The organism is Candidatus Neomarinimicrobiota bacterium (assembly GCA_041154365.1).
Classification (GTDB): domain Bacteria; phylum Fidelibacterota; class Fidelibacteria; order Fidelibacterales; family Fidelibacteraceae; genus Fidelibacter; species Fidelibacter multiformis.
In genome coordinates this window covers 1,619,260-1,637,950 of the sequence record AP035449.1, presented here as the reverse complement: position 1 = coordinate 1,637,950, position 18,691 = coordinate 1,619,260, and the positions used below count along the sequence as shown (strand labels likewise).

The window sequence follows — 18,691 nt, the reverse complement described above, 5'->3', positions numbered from 1 at the left end:
GAAATCAATGAAAAAATCACTGTTAAAAATTTTGGTCATAACCCTGTTTATCACGGGTACGGTCTTTGGCCAGCAGTACATTTTGAAATGGGCCAATTACGATGTGATTGACCGGGCCAATGACGTGACACGGGGATTGGTGTACAATCCCTATTCGGATCATGTATTGGTGGCAACCCGTTTCGGCGGAAACCGTGTGGTGAAACTGGACCCGGAAACCGGATACATTATCGGCATGCTGGATACCACCGATACGGGTTTTGAAGGAGGGACTTATCCCCTGAATCTGGTGGATATTGCTGATGACGGCACGATTTACGTGTGTAACCTCAGTGTTCCCAGTAACGATCCCAACGACCGCTTCCGCATCTACCGCTACACCGATGAAAGTGCCGCTCCCGAACTGGTCTTTGATGATGCTTTGGACGGAAACCGCTACGGCGATTCCTTTGCCGTGGAAGGAAAGGGCGACAATACCTGGTTTTATACATCCGGCTATCAGAACGATAAAATGGCCGTCCTGAAAATCGGAACCCGGGGCATTGCCCTGGATCATTATATTGAACTCCCTTCCATCAACAGTGCCCGTCACGGCATTTCACCTGTGTCCCCCGGTGGAAATCTGTGGATAAACGGTGCCGGGGACAGCTACCCGCCGGTCCGGCTGATTTCCAACGACGGGAATATAATTGCTACGGTCCCGGATAGTATCATTGCCGCCGGTGGTACAGGGACGGTCCACCACGTGAATCTGGGCTCTTTTAACCTGGTTTTTGCCGTGAATGTCTTCTTAACCAACGCAGTCCGTGCCGGGCGGTATTATGAAGATGAACTGGGGACCATCACTTTTGATTATTTTGGGGATAATTCAGACTCATTGATGCTGGGCTATCAGGGAAATGAGCTGGTGAACAACCAAAACGGATCATCCGCCCTTAGTTACGATTCCACCCGGCATGTTTTATACGCGTTAAACGGTGTAAACAGCGTGGCCGCCCTGGATTTAAACGGACTCCTCCGCATTGCCACACCGCGGGATCAGGGTGCCGCGACCATTCAGATCGATGGCAAGAAAAAAGAATATTTTCATTACGACCATGTAGGAACAAGCCAGGACCGGGATCTGTACCTGACCTGGGGCAGCAACGCGGTGTATTTCGGCATAACCGGCCATACCCTGCAGGATGCCACTCTGCAAAACCAGCTTTTTCTGGCGTTTGATCTGGATCCGGACGGAGACGGGGGGAGTTCGGTGCCGCCGTCCGATGCCGGCGGTGTGAGTGCCCTGCCTTTCAAGGCAGATGTGGTGGTCCACCTGGAACCCTGGGACAATTTTGACTATACCACCGGTTGGGTGTACACCTGGAACGGCAGTGAATGGGTCGTAGGCAGCAGTATCGACGGATTTGATATCGGATACGGTGCCATGGCCTGGGTCGGCGGCGAGACGGATACCACCCTGACGGAAGTAGCCGTGGCCTTCAACAGTGCCGGCCTGGGTGAAGATTTTACCAACATCCGCATGATGACCTACAGTGCCGAAGCGGGAAGCGACGGTGCCATCCTCTGCGCTTTTCCTGATGTGAATCCCACTGAAACAGGCGCTGCTTTTACAGCTTACTATGAAGCAGACAGTCTGGGATCCGGCATGTATGCCGCCAATCCGGAGGATCTCAGAATTGTCAATACAGGTGTGGGAATTCAACCCGGTACGTCACTGCCCTCAACCGCCATCCTCCATAAAAACTATCCGAACCCCTTCAATCCCAAAACCGTCATTCCCTTTACACTCCGGGAAAAAGCCCGGGTTGAGCTGAAAATATTTGATCTTCGGGGACAGGAAGTTCATACACTGGCAGATGAAGTTTTGGAAGCAGGTACTTATACCCGGATCCTGAATGGGGAAGGCCTGGCCAGCGGCGTGTATTTTTATCAGTTGCGGGTCAATCACACGGCCATATCCACACAAAAAATGGTATATCTGAAATAGTGAAAAAACCAATCTACATTTTTCTCATCCTCCTTCTTGTGAGTATCGGCTCTTTCCTCCATGGAGCCGATCCCGAACTCCGGGGCGTTTGGTTTGCCTGGGCCGGGGGTGAAGTCCCGACCAATGAGGATATCGCCCGGGCAATGGACGCCCTCGCCGAAGCCAATTTCAATATTGTCTATGTGGATGTGTGGCGTTACGGCTATCCCTATTTCAGAAGTGAAACTTTCCATAAATATACCGGACTCTATACAGATCCGGCTGTGGGGGACCGGGATGTTTTGGCAGAGATGATTGCCGAAGGGCACCGGGCCGGACTGGAAGTGGAAGCCTGGTTTGAAGCAGGCTTTATGGCAACCCAGGGATATAATGATCACCTGTACCGGGCAAAGCCGGAATGGTTTGCCAAAAACCGGGAAGGAGATGTCCCCCTCTATGGTGCCGGCGGCATGTCCCTGAGCCATACCCATCCCGAAGCATGGCAGTTTCTCATTGACCTCACACAGGATGTAATCCGGAATTACGATGTAGACGGTGTGGAATTCGACCGGGTCCGGTATCCCGGACTGGATTGCGGATACGACAGCACCACCATCGCCCTGTATAAGGCCGAACACGAGGGAACGGAACCGCCTCAAAACACAGCAGACAGCGACTGGATCCGATGGAGAGCAGACAAACTGACGGAATTTGTCGGGGTTTTCTATGACTCCATCAAAGCCATGAATCCGGATATCATTGTCTCCAATGCGCCCTTGCCCTGGGGATATGAACAGTTTTGTCAGGATTGGGTGGCCTGGGTGAACCAGAGTTTTCTGGATGTAGCCCAGGTGCAAATGTATAACTCCACCAATGATTCCTATGTGTGGCGTCTGGATACGGAACGTGTGAAGATGAATGACCAGAGCATCCTCTATCCCGGAATTGCCACGGCTGCCAACGGAAATACCACAAGTTCATCAGAACTGATTAAAATGATTCAATCTACCCGGGAACGGAACCTGAACGGGAATGTGGTGTGGTATCACAGGCCTTTGATTGAAACCGGCACCTACCTGGTGGATTTGAAAGCATCCGTGTATGGGGAAAAAGTTCATATCCCTTACCGGAATGCCGGCTGGCGGCCACCGGCCATCATCGTGAATGAAAATGACGGCCGGATGACGGAAAAATCCGATCACTGGGTTGAAAAGACTCCGGCCCAGGGATATAACGGCTATGACGGCGGCATCTATTATGCCGAAACATCCTCAGATGCCTGGATCGACTATTATGCCAATATCGATGAAGAAGGCTGGTACGAGGTCTACGTGTTTCACTATCAGCAGGCTTATGCCACAAGCCGGGCACCCTATACCGTGTATCACCGGGATGGCGAAACCATCTTTCATGTGAATCAACAAGTCCGACAAGCCCGTTGGATAAAACTGGGCGATGTATGGCTGGACCCGGGATTCAAACAGAAAATCGTCCGTTTGACGACCCAAAACACAGACAATAATTTTGTCTTTGCCGATGCCGTCATGCTCATCAAATCCCGTCGATTGGGGATAACTCCCCACGTCTCTGTGCAATCACCTCCCATGCCCAATAAGGTGGATTTGATCGATGTCTATCCCAATCCTTTCAATCCCCGCTGCGAAATTCGCTATACCCTGGCATCCTCCGGCAAAACCGAAATTCGGGTATGGGGAGTGGATGGAAAACGGGTGGATGTCCTCTACAAAGGGTATCAGGATCAAGGGGATTACCGGTTGACCTATACAGCCGGTAACCGGGGCAGTGGAATGTATATCCTGGGTATTCTTCAAAATGGCAAAGTATTAAAAACAACTAAAATGGTTTATATAAAATGATTCCAGAAGCCCATTTGATTAAAAAAGGCGATTCCTCCTATCTGAAGAAAGTCAATGAGACACGCCTTCTCTATATCATTTATAAAGAAGGGCCTGTATCCCGGGTGGATCTGTCCCGGGAAGCCTCGATGTCCAAAGCGGCCGTGTCTGAAATCATCAACCGCTTATGTGATGCCGGGATGCTGCAGGAGGTAGGGAAAGGTCAATCCACCTCAAAAGGGGGGAAACGTCCGACTCTGATCAGGCTCAATCCGGACCGGGGATATGTGTTCGGGCTGGAGATCAAACGGAGTGAAACCATCATTGCTTTGGCCAATATTGACGGAGATTTGCTGAATACTTCCGTCATTGAGTATGAAGCCGGTTCGCCTGTCTCTACAATTCTTCGACGCATTATCCGTGAAATGGAGAATGTCCTTGCCCTGAAAAAGATATCCTATGACAGGCTCATTGCCATTGGTATCGGAGCCCCGGGTCAGATCAATTATGACGAAGGGAATCTTCTGGTGGCGGATACCTTGAAAAACTGGGCCCATGAACCTATTTCAGGGGTTTTTCAGGAAACCTTTCACGTTCCCGTCATTCTGGAAAATGATGTGAATACCATCGCCCTGGGTGAATACTTATACGGCGTTGGCAAAGAAGAAAAAGATCTGATCTGTATTGCCATCAGTGATGGAATCGGTGCCGGCATCATCCACAACCAGACCCTGGTAAAGGGGGTCCAGGGAGCTGCAGGAGAAATCGGGTATATTGAATATGTCCGCTCGGTAGACCGCCCCTTGAAATACATCTGCAACGGTCATATCATTTATGGGGATATCCTGTCAGAGAAGAATTTATTCAGTGCCTTTCAATTGTCTGTCAGTCCCAATGATAGAGAACCCTTCAAACGTTCACGTCTGGCGGAATACCTGGCCATGGCTGAATCGGGAAATCCCCGGGCATGCCGGGTTCTGGACGAATATGCCTATGTGCTGGGATCTTTGTGCCTGAATCTTCAGAAAACCCTGAATCCCGGTGTCATCGTTCTGAATGGTTTTGTAATTGAAAATTCACCCTACCTGTTGAAACGGGTCCACCATGAAGTGGACGAGAGTTTGAAAAATATTCCCCTGACCTTCCGGTCCAAAATTACCATTGGAGAACTGAAAATTGAAGCCGGACTCCGGGGAGCCGTGGTGATGGCATTGCAAACCCTGTTTAACCCAAATCAGGAAAATCCCTTCCTGGAACGCTTAGTGAGTGACGAAATATGAAAAAAGCAGGAATCATCTGGGGTTTCATCCTGATATGTGCATCCTTTGCCCAGGGTGAAGCCATCGCATGGACAGACACAACAGAAGCGTTTGACTTTCCTGAAGGGATCACCCTTTATTACGGGCGACGAAACAGTCCGGCCCTGAATATCTGGGTCCTGGATGTGGATTTGAACCGGGAAGACCTGGCTGTAAGGCCTTATATCACCACATCTATTGCCCCTGTGCGGACCCTGGCTCAGCGCTTTAATGTCTATGCAGCCATAAACGGGGGATATTTCGGCGGGTCCACATCCTATTCGGCAGTAGTATATCCCGGTGAACTCAAAGCCCGGAATATCGGGGCGGTAACCCGGAACAGCCAATCCTATCCTCTGATGCGGAGCCTTTTCAGCATGAATGAAACAGGTGATTTATCCGTGGACTGGATCTACCATTTCGGCAGTAAGCCGGAACAAACCTACCGATATGATGCCCCCATGGATTATATCTACAATGATCCCACTCCCAAACCGGCTCCCACTGCGGCGACCGGAACGCCCATGGAAGACCTTTTGGTAGGCATTGGCGGCGGTCCGACCCTGGTAAAAGACGGTCAGGTACACATTACGTACAACGAAGAGATCATGTGGGGCTCCGGTGTAGGACTCACCAATGCCGATCCCCGTACCGCTGTAGGATATACGGCAGACAAGCATGTGATCATGGTAACCGCAGACGGCCGCCAGGTGGTGAGTTCGGGAGTCAGTTTAAATGAGCTGGCGGAAATCATGATTTCATTCGGCTGTGTGGAAGCCATGAACCTGGATGGTGGCGGATCCACCCAAATGGCCATCCCCGGGAAAAATATCAACACCCCCTCGGAAAACAGGTCTGTCCCCACCATTTTTGCCGTGGTTCATTACGATTCCCTGGGACTTGTGGAGTACGACGACAGTGGCATCATCCTGGATACGGAAGATGACGAATGTGAATTTTTGGGGAGTGACTGGTTCCCTACCGCCAATCCGGGCTACTGGGATGTGAGTCCGGCCATGCTGAATGTAAAAGGGGAAGGAACGGACCAGGCGGTGTTTACGCCCCGGCTTCCCAGGGAAACAGATTACCATGTCTACGCCTGGTGGGTGCCTGCCAGTAACCGCTGTCTCGATACACCTGTTGTCATCCGCCATCGTGACGGCCGGGATACGGTCCGCGTCAATCAAACCCTGGGGGCGGAACAGTGGAATTATATCGGAACCTATACGTTTACCGGCGATTCAGCGGAACAGGTGATGATCTCCGATGCAGCGACTTCGGGCTTTTATGTGGTGGCGGATGCCATCCGTTTTGTGGATGTGGACAGCTCGGTGACCCGCATTGTAGGTCCGGATCCCCGGCCCCATGTTGCGAAAGCGTTTACTCTGGGAACCAATTATCCCAACCCTTTCAATGCCCAAACGGTGATTCCTGTCCATATCACTCAACAGGATCACTATACCGCCCGGATATATTCCCTTCGGGGGACCTGTGTTTCAACACTCCTGGATGCCACCCTGAATAAAGGAGAATACACTTTGACCTGGAGTGGACAAAATGAAAAAGGGGAGAGGGTTGCCTCGGGAATCTATATTCTGCGCTTTGTAAACAGGCAGAAAGGCGAATCACGAAAATTAGTGCTCATGTGGTAGATGACAGGTTTTTTGGGCCTGTTCATGAATAGATAAGAAAACTCATAAAGAGAGGAGAAAAGGTATGAAGAAGCTTGGTATTTTAGCAATGCTTGTGATGCTCATGGCATCTCTGGCATTCGGCCAGGTATTGACTCCCAAATGGGAGATTGCCAAACGGGAAGCGAATCTGCCCGAATGGTTCACCACGGACCATGATGTACGGGGCATTTCAGCGTACGGAAGCAATCTCTACCTGGGATCATTCCGGGCCAGAGGTATAAAAATCCTCGATATTGCCACAGGAACCCTGATCGACACCGTAGCTCAAAGTGGTGTCGCCCTGGGGGATGTAGAAGTGGATGCAGACGGTGTGATCTTTGGTTCGTCCATGGTTGGACACGAAGGTCAGTGGCTGCCTGTCGGACCGGTGACCATTTACATGTGGGATTCGGTCGACAGTGTGCGGGATACGCTGCTCCAGTTTATGCCTGATACGACGACTGAAACCGGCTCTGAATATTTCCGCCTGGGGGATAAATTCACCGTGGACGGAAGTTATGCAAACGGAACGCTGGAAGTCTACCTGGTAGATTCGGGATGGTGGGGGAAACGCGCCTTCAAATTTACCATGGAAGGCGGCGAAATGAATCCTGTCCCCGAAGAAATCACGTTTTCCGGTGAAAACTTTGTCAAGACCGATAATCAGGCCAAAATTGCTCCCCTGCCGGATACAGATGATTTTCTGTTCAGTGCAAACGGACAGAAAATTACATACGTCACTCCCGATGGTGTATGGGGTGAACAGTTTTCCACCGGTATCGCCGGAGATGGAAATGCCCTGGTTTCTTTTGAAGCTAACGACCGGAAATTCGTCTTTCAAAACCTGATCTGGAGCGCCCAGAGCTTCCAGGTGCTGGAATGGACAAACGGGATCTCCAATGCCTGGCGCCACCGGGGCATGACTCCCGAGGCATACGGTCCGTCCACTGATAATGCGAATCAAACCGGTGATGTGGCCCTGATCAATCACGGGGACGGTACGGTGGATATGTTCGCCATGATGACCAATAACGGCATTGGTGCCTATTCCATGCAGGTTCCCGTAATGCCGGAAGATCCCATCAATATGGCTGCCGAATGGCAGGTGGATGCCGGTGAAGTGGATTTCTTCCAAAATGATAACAATACCCGGGGCATGGCTTACAATCCCGTGACAGATCATGTGCTGGTTGCCAGCCGGACCGGTGGAGCCATCATCCATATCCTGGATGCTGCTGACGGGTCGGTATTAGGTCAGTTGGACATGACAGGTGTAAGTGGTGGGTATTTTCCGATTAATAAAGTCGTTGTCGATAATAATGGTATAATTTATGCCTGCTCAATGTCTCTTGCAGGAAATAATTATAAAATTTATCGCTGGCATGATGAAGATTCTACCCCAACGGTTGCTGCTGAAATTGCATCGGCTTCTACTCGTTTAGGAGATATTTTTGAAATATATGGTTTAGGCATTGATACATATCTTTATACGACGGGACAAGGAGCTTCAATAATTAAAGTATTCAGTACAGCTGACGGACTCACCTTTACGGAAGAAATGGAAATTCCCATCACGGCCGGCTGGGCTAACGGCGGTATCAGTGTGGAAGATACAAGTGCGATCTGGATCAATGCAGCCTGGAATAATGTCCGTAAAATCAATACGGCAGGGGAAGTCCTGGCTGAACTCAGCACCCTGGACCAGTATTACGGTAACGTGACCATTATGAAAGGTCCCTATGGAGAAAAACTCCTGGGAATGAACACCAACCATAATGACGGGAACCGCCGGAAAGTGATGATTTATGACATCACGGAAGATGATGCCAATCCGGTTTTCTGGGCCTCTGCTGAAGCCGGTAACTATGAAAATGGAAATGCTAACGTGACCGGCGACCTGAAATACAGCATCAATGAAGATAATTCACTGGCTGTTTTTCAATTGGCATCCAACAATGTCATTGCCCGGTGGACTCTCACACCGCCTGTGTATGACAATGATATGAAAGTTGCTTTCAGTGATACAACAGACATTAAAAACTGGGGTCCCCATGACGAAGCCAGCGCTTACACCACATTCGCCTGGGATGAAACAGAAAATGCCCTTCGCATGAATGATGCTAGTTTTGGTTTTCTGGGTAAAAGACCGGTTTATGTCACGGAAGGCGCCGGCTACCGGCTTTCCCTCATTGTGAAAACCACGGCCTGGACCCATGCCACCAATAAACTGAGTGTGACCCTGGAAGGAATCGATTCCAATCCGGATACGGTGGCCATCAGCGATTTCAATGAATACGTTGTTATCACACTGGAAGGAACCGCTGATGTTGGTGGAAGCGGTTATGTTAAATTCTTTGGAATGAATGACGGAAATCCGTCAGAAGCTTTTGTGAAATATCTTTTTCTGGATGATTTTGCGTCAGAAGCTCAAATTGCCGCTGCTGAATCACACCTCGATTTCGGTCCCTTTGTGCTGAATTCCAACAAGACCCTCACAGCCTGGGTTTATAACACGGGTACGGAAAACCTGGTGTTTGAACAGCTGATTCTTGGCAAGGGCGACTACTTTACTGCATCACCTGCCGCCAATGTGGTGGCACCGGGTGATTCCACGGAACTGGTCGTTACCTTTACACCGGAACTGGAAGAACTGGTGACTGACGATCTGATCGCCGTGACCGGTGGTGGACTGGTATACCTGACCATGAGTGGGTCCGGTTATGAATTGTGGCCCATGAATTGGCGGATTACAGCCGGCGATCCAGGAACCGAGTGGTTCTGGAGCAATGCCAATCAGCACTATGTCCGTTCACTGGGCTACAATAAGCTGAATAATCACATCTATGTGGTCAGCCGTATCGGCGGTCCCCATATCTATGTTCTGGATGCCGAAACCGGTGAACTGATTGGTGAACTGGATAACACTGGAATTGCTCAGAATGGTGCGACGTTTCATATCAATACCGTGGATGTGACCGATGACGGTCAGATCTTTGTGGCATCCCTGGGCAGAACACCGGAACTCTTCAATGTCTACCATTATGCCAATGAATCGGCCAAACCTGAGATGGTCTTCAGCAAGGATGTAGGCATTGTGGCCGGAGACGCCCTGGCCGTGTCTGGTACGGGTAATAATATTACCCTGTATTCGGCAGGTCACTGGGCCAGCGATACCACCCTTACAAGCCAGATGATTATCCTGGAAACGACAGATCTGGACAGCTGGACCGAATCTTTTGTCCACCTGCCAAAAAACCGGGATGCCAACTATGGGATCAGTCCTGTAGGGAATGGTGACTACATTTTCGTGAATGGAACCGGTGCGTCCGGTCCCCTCTACATGAAGAAAGATGGCACAGTCCTTCATGAGTTCTTCCCCTATGGAACTTCCGTGGAATATTTTGAGGTTCCAACGGTGGATACCAAAGGACTCCGCCGCTTTGTAGCTTTCACCAGCGCATGGTCCTCCGGTGTCTATGTGGCTGAACTTCTGGGAGACCCCGGAGACAGCCTGTGTGCAGACTATGAATTTATGGATGCACCGACCCCCGATTATGCAACGGTCAGCAATGCCAACGCAACAGGTATGTCTGTTTACAACAGCTTCAATAACAGCATTGTTGAACTGATTACCAATAACGGAATCTCTTCCTATAGTTTAAACATTGTGGCTCCCAATCATGATGTTCCGGCCATTGCCGTTATGGATGTGGAACCACGCATGCTGGACTATAAAGTGGTGATCAATGAGAAAACCATGGAATTCACCCTCCGGAATACAGGTACGGCCGATCTGGTCATCGATAGTGTGGTGGCTTCAAGTCCCGTTCTGACGACGGACCTGGTCCCCGGAACCCTGACCCCCGGAACAGAAAACACTTACTCCCTAACCGTCTCTGCTGCGGAGTTGGAAGGCGATTTTGAAGCCTCTCTGACCATCTATGCCGCCAATGGCTGGGATAAAGTCACGGCCAAAGGCCAGGTGATCTCCGTGGAAGGCAATGTGATCGATGAAAACTTTGCTTCCTGGAGCTCCTACGGACACGGCTGGGGTGGCGAAAATGTAGGACTGCGTACCGATGGCTATGGCAACGGAGACGCAAACTACATCGGTTCCCCCGATACCGGTCTGGACAGACCCGTCACCATTCTGACACCCAAAGTCATGAATCCTGAAAAGGTCATGTTCTACTATGCGGAATACAGCGGTGGCAGTGACGACTGGACCCTGAATGTGGTGTTGAGCCCGGATGGAGAAACCTGGACCGATACGCTGGGTACCTATACGGCTCCCGGTGTGTTTGACTGGCAACTGGCCGTTCTGCCTGTCGAAGTGACCGGAGAATACTACATCGGTTTTGTATCTTCCGATACAGTCGCCGGCGGTATATTCCTGGATGACGTGAAGGTGGATGGTGACGGTATTGCCATCGAAGGAAACGTAATCCACGAGGACTTCGAATCCTGGTCTGCCATTCCGGGGAACTGGATTGTCAACAATATGGACCTCTATAACGATAATTACAGCCACTCCGGCACAAAATACCTGGGTGCCTCAAGTCTGGGTTCTGCCCACTCTGTACGGCTGCCCGGTGTTGAAAATCCATCCTATGTCTCCTTCTACTACGCCCAATACAGCGTGGCCAGTGATGACTGGGATCTCATGATCTGCCTGAGTGAAGACGGCTCCACCTGGAGCGATACCCTGGCTGTTTTGTCCAATCCCGGGAACCTGGATTGGAAATATGCCTCCGTTGCCATTCCTCAGACAGGAAATTACTACATCGGTTTTGTCGTTGACGGCACAATCGAAGGCGGTCTTTTCCTGGATGACGTGAAAGTAGACGGAGACGGGTCCTATGTGGGACTTGCAGACAAGATGTTACCGGAAACCTATGAACTGGGTCAGAACTATCCGAACCCGTTCAACCCCGCAACAACGATACAGCTGGCACTGCCTGAAGCCGGTATGGTAAACCTGACGGTTTACAATGTACTGGGACAGAAAGTTGCCGATGTCTATCGCGGACACATGGAAGCCGGTTATCATCACTTCAATTTCCACATGAGTAACCTGTCCAGTGGTGTGTACTTCTATCGTGTAAAAGTCAACGATTTCACAGCCGTGAAAAAGATGACAATCCTGAAATAAACAAGTTATAGAAAACGGGCTGTCTCCGGACAGCCCGTTTCTTTAAATTCCTACAAAAACCCGGAACCTCCATGGAAACACTTCAGGCGATTCTTTTCATTCTGGTTTTTCTGATCATGGCCCTGTCCATGTTTTTCAGAAAGATTCCAGCACTCCTGGCTTTGCCCGTGATGGCTTTTCTGATACCCCTGATCGGTGGTGTGTCTTTGAATGACACGATGCAACTGGTCATTGGACAGGGAGCGTTAAGGCTCCATCGTGCCTATACGGTTATGCTGTTCGGAAGTATGCTCAGCGTGTTGATGCAAAAGACAAAAGTCGCAGAAAATCTCATTAAAAAAGGTGCCGAGCTTTCCGGGGACAATCCCTGGATTATCGCCGTGATCATGCTTTTTTTGATTTCACTTCTTTTTACAACCCTGGGTGGACTGGGTGCTATCATTATGGTGGCAACCATCGTATTACCCATTATGACGTCCGTGGGTATCGGCCCCCTGACGGTTGTGGGCGTTTTTCTTTTCGGTCTGAGTATCGGAGGAATCCTGAATGCCGGCAACTGGGCGGTGTATGTGGATGTGATGAAACTCCCCGTGGAAGAAATTCGCTCGTTTGCCCTTTTGATGTTCGCCCTGGCATTTATGACAGCCCTCGTCTATATTACCGTCCAACTGTATAAAGACGGCCATGACCTGAATCTGAAAAAAATTATTTCTTACAGCCTGGGTTTTATCATACTGGCCCTGGCGCTATTTTATCTTTTAAACCGCTCGGGATTCGCGGAAAAACCTGCGGTTCAAAATATATTGTCCATACTAAACACCGGTTTTAAATCCGGGATCGGTCTCCTTTTGGGGGGATTATTCCTGTACAATGTGATCCGGATGTTTCAAAAAAAATCACCGGATACCGGTGTTCACTGGAGCGCTTTTTTGTCTCCGGTTTTACCCCTCTTTTTGATTTTGCTCTACAGTATGGATTTTATTGCCGCCTTTATTTGCGGATTGATATACGCCCTGGTGGCAACCTGGAAAAAGGGGAGTTTGAACGTTTTTATCAAATCAATTCTGGAAGGGGGAGCTGTTGTCATGCCGGCCCTGGTAATGATGCTGGGTATCGGGATGCTCCTGAATGCAATAATCGGTCCGGGCGGGGAATGGAATGCCATGCACCCTGAAGGCTGGCCGGTTCTTAATGTCCTTCGCCCTCTGATGATGGCCATTACACCTGAAACGCCCCTGGGATTTGTGGTGATCTTTACTTTGGCTGCTCCCCTGGCCCTGTATCGTGGTCCCCTGAATGTGTGGGGGATGGGGTACGGTATTGCCGCAGTCTTTCTGGCCAGTGGCATGCCGGCCGGTGCCGTGATGGGCCTGCTTTTGGCCGTGGGACAGGTTCAGGGTATTTCTGATCCCACCAATACGCACAATGTGTGGCTTGCCAATGAAATGCAACAGGATGTGCAAAAAGTCCTCTGGAATACCCTGCCTTATACATGGTCTGTGGCTGTTGTGGGACTCATTGCCGCCTCGTTAATCTTTTATTGATCCGGATAAATCATTTATGACAAAACGAAAAATTAAAATCGGAATTGATGTGGGGGGAACCTTCACCCATGCCGTGGCTGTGAATATTGCTGATTATTCTCTGTTGGGAAAAGCCTGTGTGCCGACCACCCACAAAGCGGACGAAGGAGTTGCCCTGGGTGTGATCCAATCCATGAATAACCTGATCCGGGAAGCGGGAATTGGCCCGGATGAAGTAGTTTTGATCGCCCATTCCACTACTCAGGCCACAAATGCCCTGCTGGAAGGGGATGTGGCATCGGTGGGAGTGCTGGTGCTGGGGAAGGGATTGGAAGGCCGCCTGGGATTTAAACAGATTCAAAACGACCAAATTGAGCTGGCACCGGGAAAGTTTTTAAAAACATACCCTGCCTACATCGATGTGTCCCAGGGCTTTCAGCAGGATACTGTTCGCGAGCAGGTGAAAAAATTGTCTGCAGAAGGGGCAGAAGTCTTTGTGGCCACTGAAATTTTTGGTGTCGATCATCCTGAGCGGGAAAGTCAGATCCGGGATATGGTAAAAGAAATGGGGTATCTGGCCACGGCTGCCAGCTCCATTTCAAAACTTTATGGCCTCCGGGTCCGGACCCGAACCGCCCTGATCAATGCCAGCATGATGCCCAAAATGCTGGAAACAGCCAATATGACGGAAAAGGCAGTAAGAGAAAGCGGTATAAAAGCACCGCTCATGATTATGCGTTCCGATGGCGGGATCATGGATATTGAAGAGATGCGAAAACGTCCCATCCTGACCATGCTCTCCGGTCCGGCAGCAGGTGTGGCTGCCGCCCTCATGTATGCCAAAGTCTCGGACGGAATTTTTATTGAAGTGGGAGGGACCTCCACCGATATTTCCGTCATCAAAAACGGAAAACCCCAGGTGAAAAGTGCCCAGATCGGCGGAAACCGGCTTTATCTGCGGACCCTGGATGTCCGGACTCTGGGAATTGCCGGCGGATCCACCCCCCGGATCAAAGAGAATAAAATCATTGATGTAGGGCCTCGAAGCGCCCATATTGCTGAATTGGGGTATACGGCATTTGCAGAGGAAGAAAACTTTTCCGATATCCGCCTGGATACGATTCGTCCGCGAAAGGGAGATCCCGACGATTATTTAAAGATCATCAACCAGGCTGATCATAAAAGTTATACCGTGACTCCCACCGGTGCTTCATATTTCCTGGGACTTGTCAAAGATGCCGGTCATGGCTGGGCCAATGCGGATGCGGTCAAAAGTGTTTTTCAGTCCCTGGGAAAACAACTGGATATGTCTCCCGAACAACTGGCTGAAAAAATCCTGGAGATATCCGCCGGAAAAATCAAACCGGTGGTAAAACAGCTTACCCGTGAATACAAACTGGATGAGCGCTTTCTGGAATTTATCGGGGGCGGTGGCGGTGCACCGGCGATTGTCCCCTATACAGCAAAATTCATGGGAGTCCCCCATAAAATTTCCGAAAACACCGAGGTGGTTTCCGCGATTGGTGCCGCTCTGGGTATCATTCAGGATTCGGTGGAAAAAACCATCCTCAATCCTACTGAATCGGATATCATCGCCTTGCGCCAGGAAGCCTTTCAGGCGGTTCAGTCCATGGGTGCCGCTCCGGACAGCATTGAAGTAACCGTCGAAATCGATTCCCGGAATAAGCGGGTGATCGCCACGGCATCCGGTTCCAGTGAAATGCGGACCCGTGAACTGGAAATCAAGCCAAAAACTGAAGCCGAAATCCGGAAAATTGCCGCCGATTCCATGCGCAGTGATCCGGAATCGGTGGACATTGCCGGTCAGACAAATTATCTTTACGCCGCGGTGGTTCATCAGAAAACAAAACATCTTTTCGGATTGTTTACCCATGACCATACCATGGTCCGGGTTGTGGATCTTGAAGGGGTGATCAAACTCAGGGTATATGATTGCAAAGTCCGTCAGGAAACACCGGATACTGTTAAAGGCGCTTTAAAAGAACTCACGGGTGAACTCACCACCTTCGGCGACGCAGGAGCACTTGTCCCCGATGTGTTTCTTCTCATCGGCGGGAAAATTATCGATATGACCGGCCTGGTGGAGGAAAGCCAGATCCAGGCGCTGGTAGATATCGAACTGAAATCAGTGCTTCCCGATGAAGCCATCGTGTTGATTGTCGCACCAAAACACTAATACAGGTGATCATGAACGAATTGAATGCTCAGGCACGTGCCTACAACCTGGATGCCCTCAGAGGATTTGCCATATTGACCATGGTTTTGTCCGGAACCGTCCCCTGGGGGAGTTTACCACCGTGGATGTATCATGCCCAGGTGCCACCGCCGAATCATATTTTCAATCCCAACCTGCCGGGAATCACCTGGGTGGATCTGGTTTTCCCCTTTTTCCTTTTTGCCATGGGCGCAGCTTTCCCCCTGGCTCTTTCCAAAAAAATCGAGAGTGGTGTTCCAATCTCACGGATTATCCTGTCCATCGTGGAACGGGGGTTTATGCTGGCAGTTTTTGCCGTGTTCGTCATGCATATCCGACCTCATCAACTGAGTGCCTCTCCGGAGGGATGGACCTGGGTTGCGGCCCTGGGAGGATTTGTGATCCTCTTTCTCGTTTATGTAAGACCTCCGAAATCCTGGCCTGTCAGTCTGAAACGCACGATTAAAATATCCGGTTGGCTGGCACTGGTTCTCTGGCTTGCTTTTATGACGTATCGCGATGGCAGCGGTTTTTCTTTTCAACGGAACGATATTATCATCATCGTCCTGACGAATATGGCGGTTTTTGGTGCTCTCATCTGGCTGGGGACACGAAACAATATGATTTTTCGGATTGGACTGCTGGGGTTTTATCTGGCTTTCAGGCTGGTCCACACCCAGTGGGATATCATGCAGGCTGTAGGCCCCCATGCCGAACCGGTGCAGAACATCGGATCCGTCCTCTTTCTGTTTACTCAGCAGGCTAAAAACTGGATGATCCGGGTCTGGGATTATTCTCCCTTCCCGTGGCTTTATCAATTTCATTTCCTGAAATATCTGTTTATCGTCATTCCCGGTACAATCGCCGGTGATTTGATCCTGAAATGGCTGAAACAATCCCACGATGACCGGGAAATATCCCGGGGAAAAGTCCGGTATGCAACCCTGGCCGTTTTGATGATTCTCAGCGTGGTCGTGGTTCTGGCAGGTCTCCAGTCCAGATACGTGTTTTTGACCTTTTTAATCTGTTCCGGCATTGTCCTGACAGCCCTTATTCTCACAGGTAAGCCTCGAAGTGATACGGAGATACTGATCCGCCAGTTCGTCCTCTGGGGCAGCTATTGGCTGATTTTAGGTCTATTGTTTGAACCCTTTGAAGGGGGAATCAAAAAGGATCATTCCACCCTGAGCTACTATTTTGTAACAAGCGGCCTTGCATTCTACCTTTTAACATTTTTTACGGTGTTGATTGATGGTTTTAAAAAGCAGAAATGGGTGAACCTGCTCATCCAGAACGGCCGGAATCCCATGATTGCCTATGTGGGGATGGCCAATTTTATCTGGCCGGTGCTTCATTTGACCGGTATGAAAAACCTTGCGGCAGGCATTTTTTCCACGCCCTGGACCGCTTTCATCTGGAGCGTGATTGAAACAACACTGCTGGCACTCTTTGTCAGCGTCTTAACGCGAAAAAAACTGTTTTGGAAAACGTGATTTATGGAAAGTTTTGATACAATCTTGTATGGTGCATCCTGGTATGGTGTTGTCCGGTCCCTGAAAGAAGCACGGGAAGGACGTAAAGTCGCCCTGTTTCACCGGTATGGATTTCCGGGAGGATTCCTCAGTACCGCCTTCAGTATCTGCCAGTATGTGGATAACAATCTTCCCGATAGCAACACCATCACCGGTGAACTCTATCAGGATATCCTCCATGAAAAAGGGGGGATTCTAAAATTTGGTATGTCATTTGTCCTTATGAATCCTGAAATTATCAAGATGAAACTTCTCCATCATCTCAGCCAATCCCCAGTACATCTTCTTTTTTACGCCGTTCCTGCGTCCGTGAAAAAAAGGGATTCATCCTGGGAAATCACTTTTTACCAACGGGAAGGACTTAAAAATTATACCTGTCAAACCCTTGTGGATGCATCGGAAAACGTGTCCCTTGAACGGCTTTTCCACCCTGTGGAACGCTTAGATCACAATCTTTATCACTGTTTTGTCCGGAGTCCCCGTAAACCGGAGTATGAAGACATCACGGATTGTATCAAACTGGAAGATGACCGGTGGTGGATTTCGGTTGCCTTTGAAGCAAGTACCGAAGATCCGTCCCTGGCCATGCATCGGTCCCTGGATCGTCTTCATCATGCCATGACTAGTCAGAACGGGGTGATTCAGCTGGTTCCCATGCAGACTGAATCGCTATATCGTTTTAAAGACGGGGAAAAGCCGGAAATTTCACCTTTATTTATTGATGATGCAGAAGATATAAAGAAAATTGTTTTAAATACGTCAAAAGGAGAAGAGCATGATACCAAAAATCCTGAATGACCTGAAAGGCGGATTGATTGTTTCCTGCCAGGCTAAAGAAGGGGAACCCTTCGATGCACCGGATCGTTTGTCCCTGTTTGCCCAATCTGCTGTACTTGGAGGTGCTGTGGGCATCCGGAGTGAAGGGAAAAACAACACCCTGTATATTGTCCATTCGGTGGAAGTTCCGGTCATTGGCCTTATTAAGACTGCTTATCCCGACGGGACTGTATGCATTACCCGGACCTATACGGATGTGGAAAAACTGCTTTCTGTCGGGACTCACATGATAGCCATTGACGGAACCTTCCGGGAGTGCAACGGGTTTACCGGTCCTGAATTTATCCGGAAAGTCCGGAACCGTTATACCTGTCCGGTTATGGCTGATATTGCCACAGTCGAAGAGGGACTGGCCTGTGTTGAAGCCGGTGCCACATGTCTGGCAACTACCCTGAGCGGATACACTCCGGAAACAAAACGGAAAAGCCAGAAATCTCCCGATTTTAAACTTCTGGAAGAGTTGGTCAAACAGACCGACATCCCGGTCATTGCCGAAGGACGGATTTATACTCCCGATGATGCAGCAAAGGCATTGAAACTGGGTGCCTGGGCTGTGGTTGTAGGGACGGCTATTACCCGGCCGATTGATATTACTTCCTGGTTTGTGGAAAAATTGAAAGAATCTGCCCAATAATC

The 18,691-nt window shown here is 49.8% G+C and carries 10 protein-coding genes; all 10 read left to right on the top strand.

The annotated features are described in order from the left end of the window. The first annotated feature begins 7 nt into the window (after positions 1-7). The 10 genes from strainIA91_RS07045 to strainIA91_RS07000 all read left to right on the top strand — a co-directional run bounded on the left by strainIA91_RS07045 (position 8) and on the right by strainIA91_RS07000 (position 18,689). Complete coding sequence (locus tag strainIA91_RS07045) at positions 8-1,990, top strand: T9SS type A sorting domain-containing protein (RefSeq protein WP_400166075.1); 1,983 nt, start codon at positions 8-10, stop codon at positions 1,988-1,990. Beyond that, entirely contained in the window at positions 1,990-3,846 is a 1,857-nt protein-coding gene (locus strainIA91_RS07040; protein WP_400166074.1) for a glycoside hydrolase family 10 protein, read from the top strand. Before strainIA91_RS07045 ends, strainIA91_RS07040 begins: the two co-directional genes overlap by 1 nt. After that, on the top strand, positions 3,843-5,105 hold the full coding sequence (locus strainIA91_RS07035; RefSeq protein ID WP_400166073.1) for an ROK family transcriptional regulator: 1,263 nt from the start codon (positions 3,843-3,845) through the stop codon (positions 5,103-5,105). The genes strainIA91_RS07040 and strainIA91_RS07035 overlap by 4 nt, the downstream gene beginning before the upstream one ends. Then, entirely contained in the window at positions 5,102-6,775 is a 1,674-nt protein-coding gene (locus strainIA91_RS07030) for a phosphodiester glycosidase family protein (RefSeq protein WP_400166072.1), read from the top strand. The genes strainIA91_RS07035 and strainIA91_RS07030 overlap by 4 nt, the downstream gene beginning before the upstream one ends. Before the next feature lie 64 nt (positions 6,776-6,839). After that, positions 6,840-11,948 carry a choice-of-anchor D domain-containing protein gene (locus tag strainIA91_RS07025; protein WP_400166071.1) on the top strand — a complete coding sequence of 1,703 codons (5,109 nt, stop codon included), beginning with the start codon at positions 6,840-6,842 and terminating at the stop codon, positions 11,946-11,948. Positions 11,949-12,019: 71 nt separating this feature from the next. Beyond that, positions 12,020-13,492, top strand: a complete 1,473-nt coding sequence (locus strainIA91_RS07020) for a citrate transporter (protein ID WP_400166070.1) — start codon at positions 12,020-12,022, stop codon at positions 13,490-13,492. A gap of 16 nt (positions 13,493-13,508) precedes the next feature. Next, positions 13,509-15,668 carry a hydantoinase/oxoprolinase family protein gene (locus strainIA91_RS07015; protein WP_400166069.1) on the top strand — a complete coding sequence of 720 codons (2,160 nt, stop codon included), beginning with the start codon at positions 13,509-13,511 and terminating at the stop codon, positions 15,666-15,668. A gap of 11 nt (positions 15,669-15,679) precedes the next feature. Beyond that, on the top strand, positions 15,680-17,179 hold the full coding sequence (locus tag strainIA91_RS07010; protein ID WP_400166068.1) for a DUF5009 domain-containing protein: 1,500 nt from the start codon (positions 15,680-15,682) through the stop codon (positions 17,177-17,179). Positions 17,180-17,182: 3 nt separating this feature from the next. Next, positions 17,183-18,016, top strand: coding sequence for an FAD-dependent oxidoreductase (locus strainIA91_RS07005; protein ID WP_400166067.1), 834 nt, complete (start codon positions 17,183-17,185; stop codon positions 18,014-18,016). After that, complete coding sequence (locus tag strainIA91_RS07000) at positions 17,994-18,689, top strand: N-acetylmannosamine-6-phosphate 2-epimerase (protein WP_400166066.1); 696 nt, start codon at positions 17,994-17,996, stop codon at positions 18,687-18,689. Before strainIA91_RS07005 ends, strainIA91_RS07000 begins: the two co-directional genes overlap by 23 nt. The last annotated feature ends 2 nt before the right edge of the window (positions 18,690-18,691 follow it).

Excerpts from the sequence above, each read along its gene's own strand:
- strainIA91_RS07025 (WP_400166071.1), top strand. The coding sequence starts at position 6,840 with ATGAAGAAGCTTGGTATTTTAGCAATGCTTGTGATGCTCATGGCATCT.
- strainIA91_RS07015 (WP_400166069.1), top strand. The coding sequence starts at position 13,509 with ATGACAAAACGAAAAATTAAAATCGGAATTGATGTGGGGGGAACCTTC.
- strainIA91_RS07000 (WP_400166066.1), top strand. The coding sequence starts at position 17,994 with ATGATACCAAAAATCCTGAATGACCTGAAAGGCGGATTGATTGTTTCC.
- strainIA91_RS07020 (WP_400166070.1), top strand. The coding sequence starts at position 12,020 with ATGGAAACACTTCAGGCGATTCTTTTCATTCTGGTTTTTCTGATCATG.
- strainIA91_RS07045 (WP_400166075.1), top strand. The coding sequence starts at position 8 with ATGAAAAAATCACTGTTAAAAATTTTGGTCATAACCCTGTTTATCACG.
- strainIA91_RS07035 (WP_400166073.1), top strand. The coding sequence starts at position 3,843 with ATGATTCCAGAAGCCCATTTGATTAAAAAAGGCGATTCCTCCTATCTG.
- strainIA91_RS07010 (WP_400166068.1), top strand. The coding sequence starts at position 15,680 with ATGAACGAATTGAATGCTCAGGCACGTGCCTACAACCTGGATGCCCTC.
- strainIA91_RS07005 (WP_400166067.1), top strand. The coding sequence starts at position 17,183 with ATGGAAAGTTTTGATACAATCTTGTATGGTGCATCCTGGTATGGTGTT.
- strainIA91_RS07030 (WP_400166072.1), top strand. The coding sequence starts at position 5,102 with ATGAAAAAAGCAGGAATCATCTGGGGTTTCATCCTGATATGTGCATCC.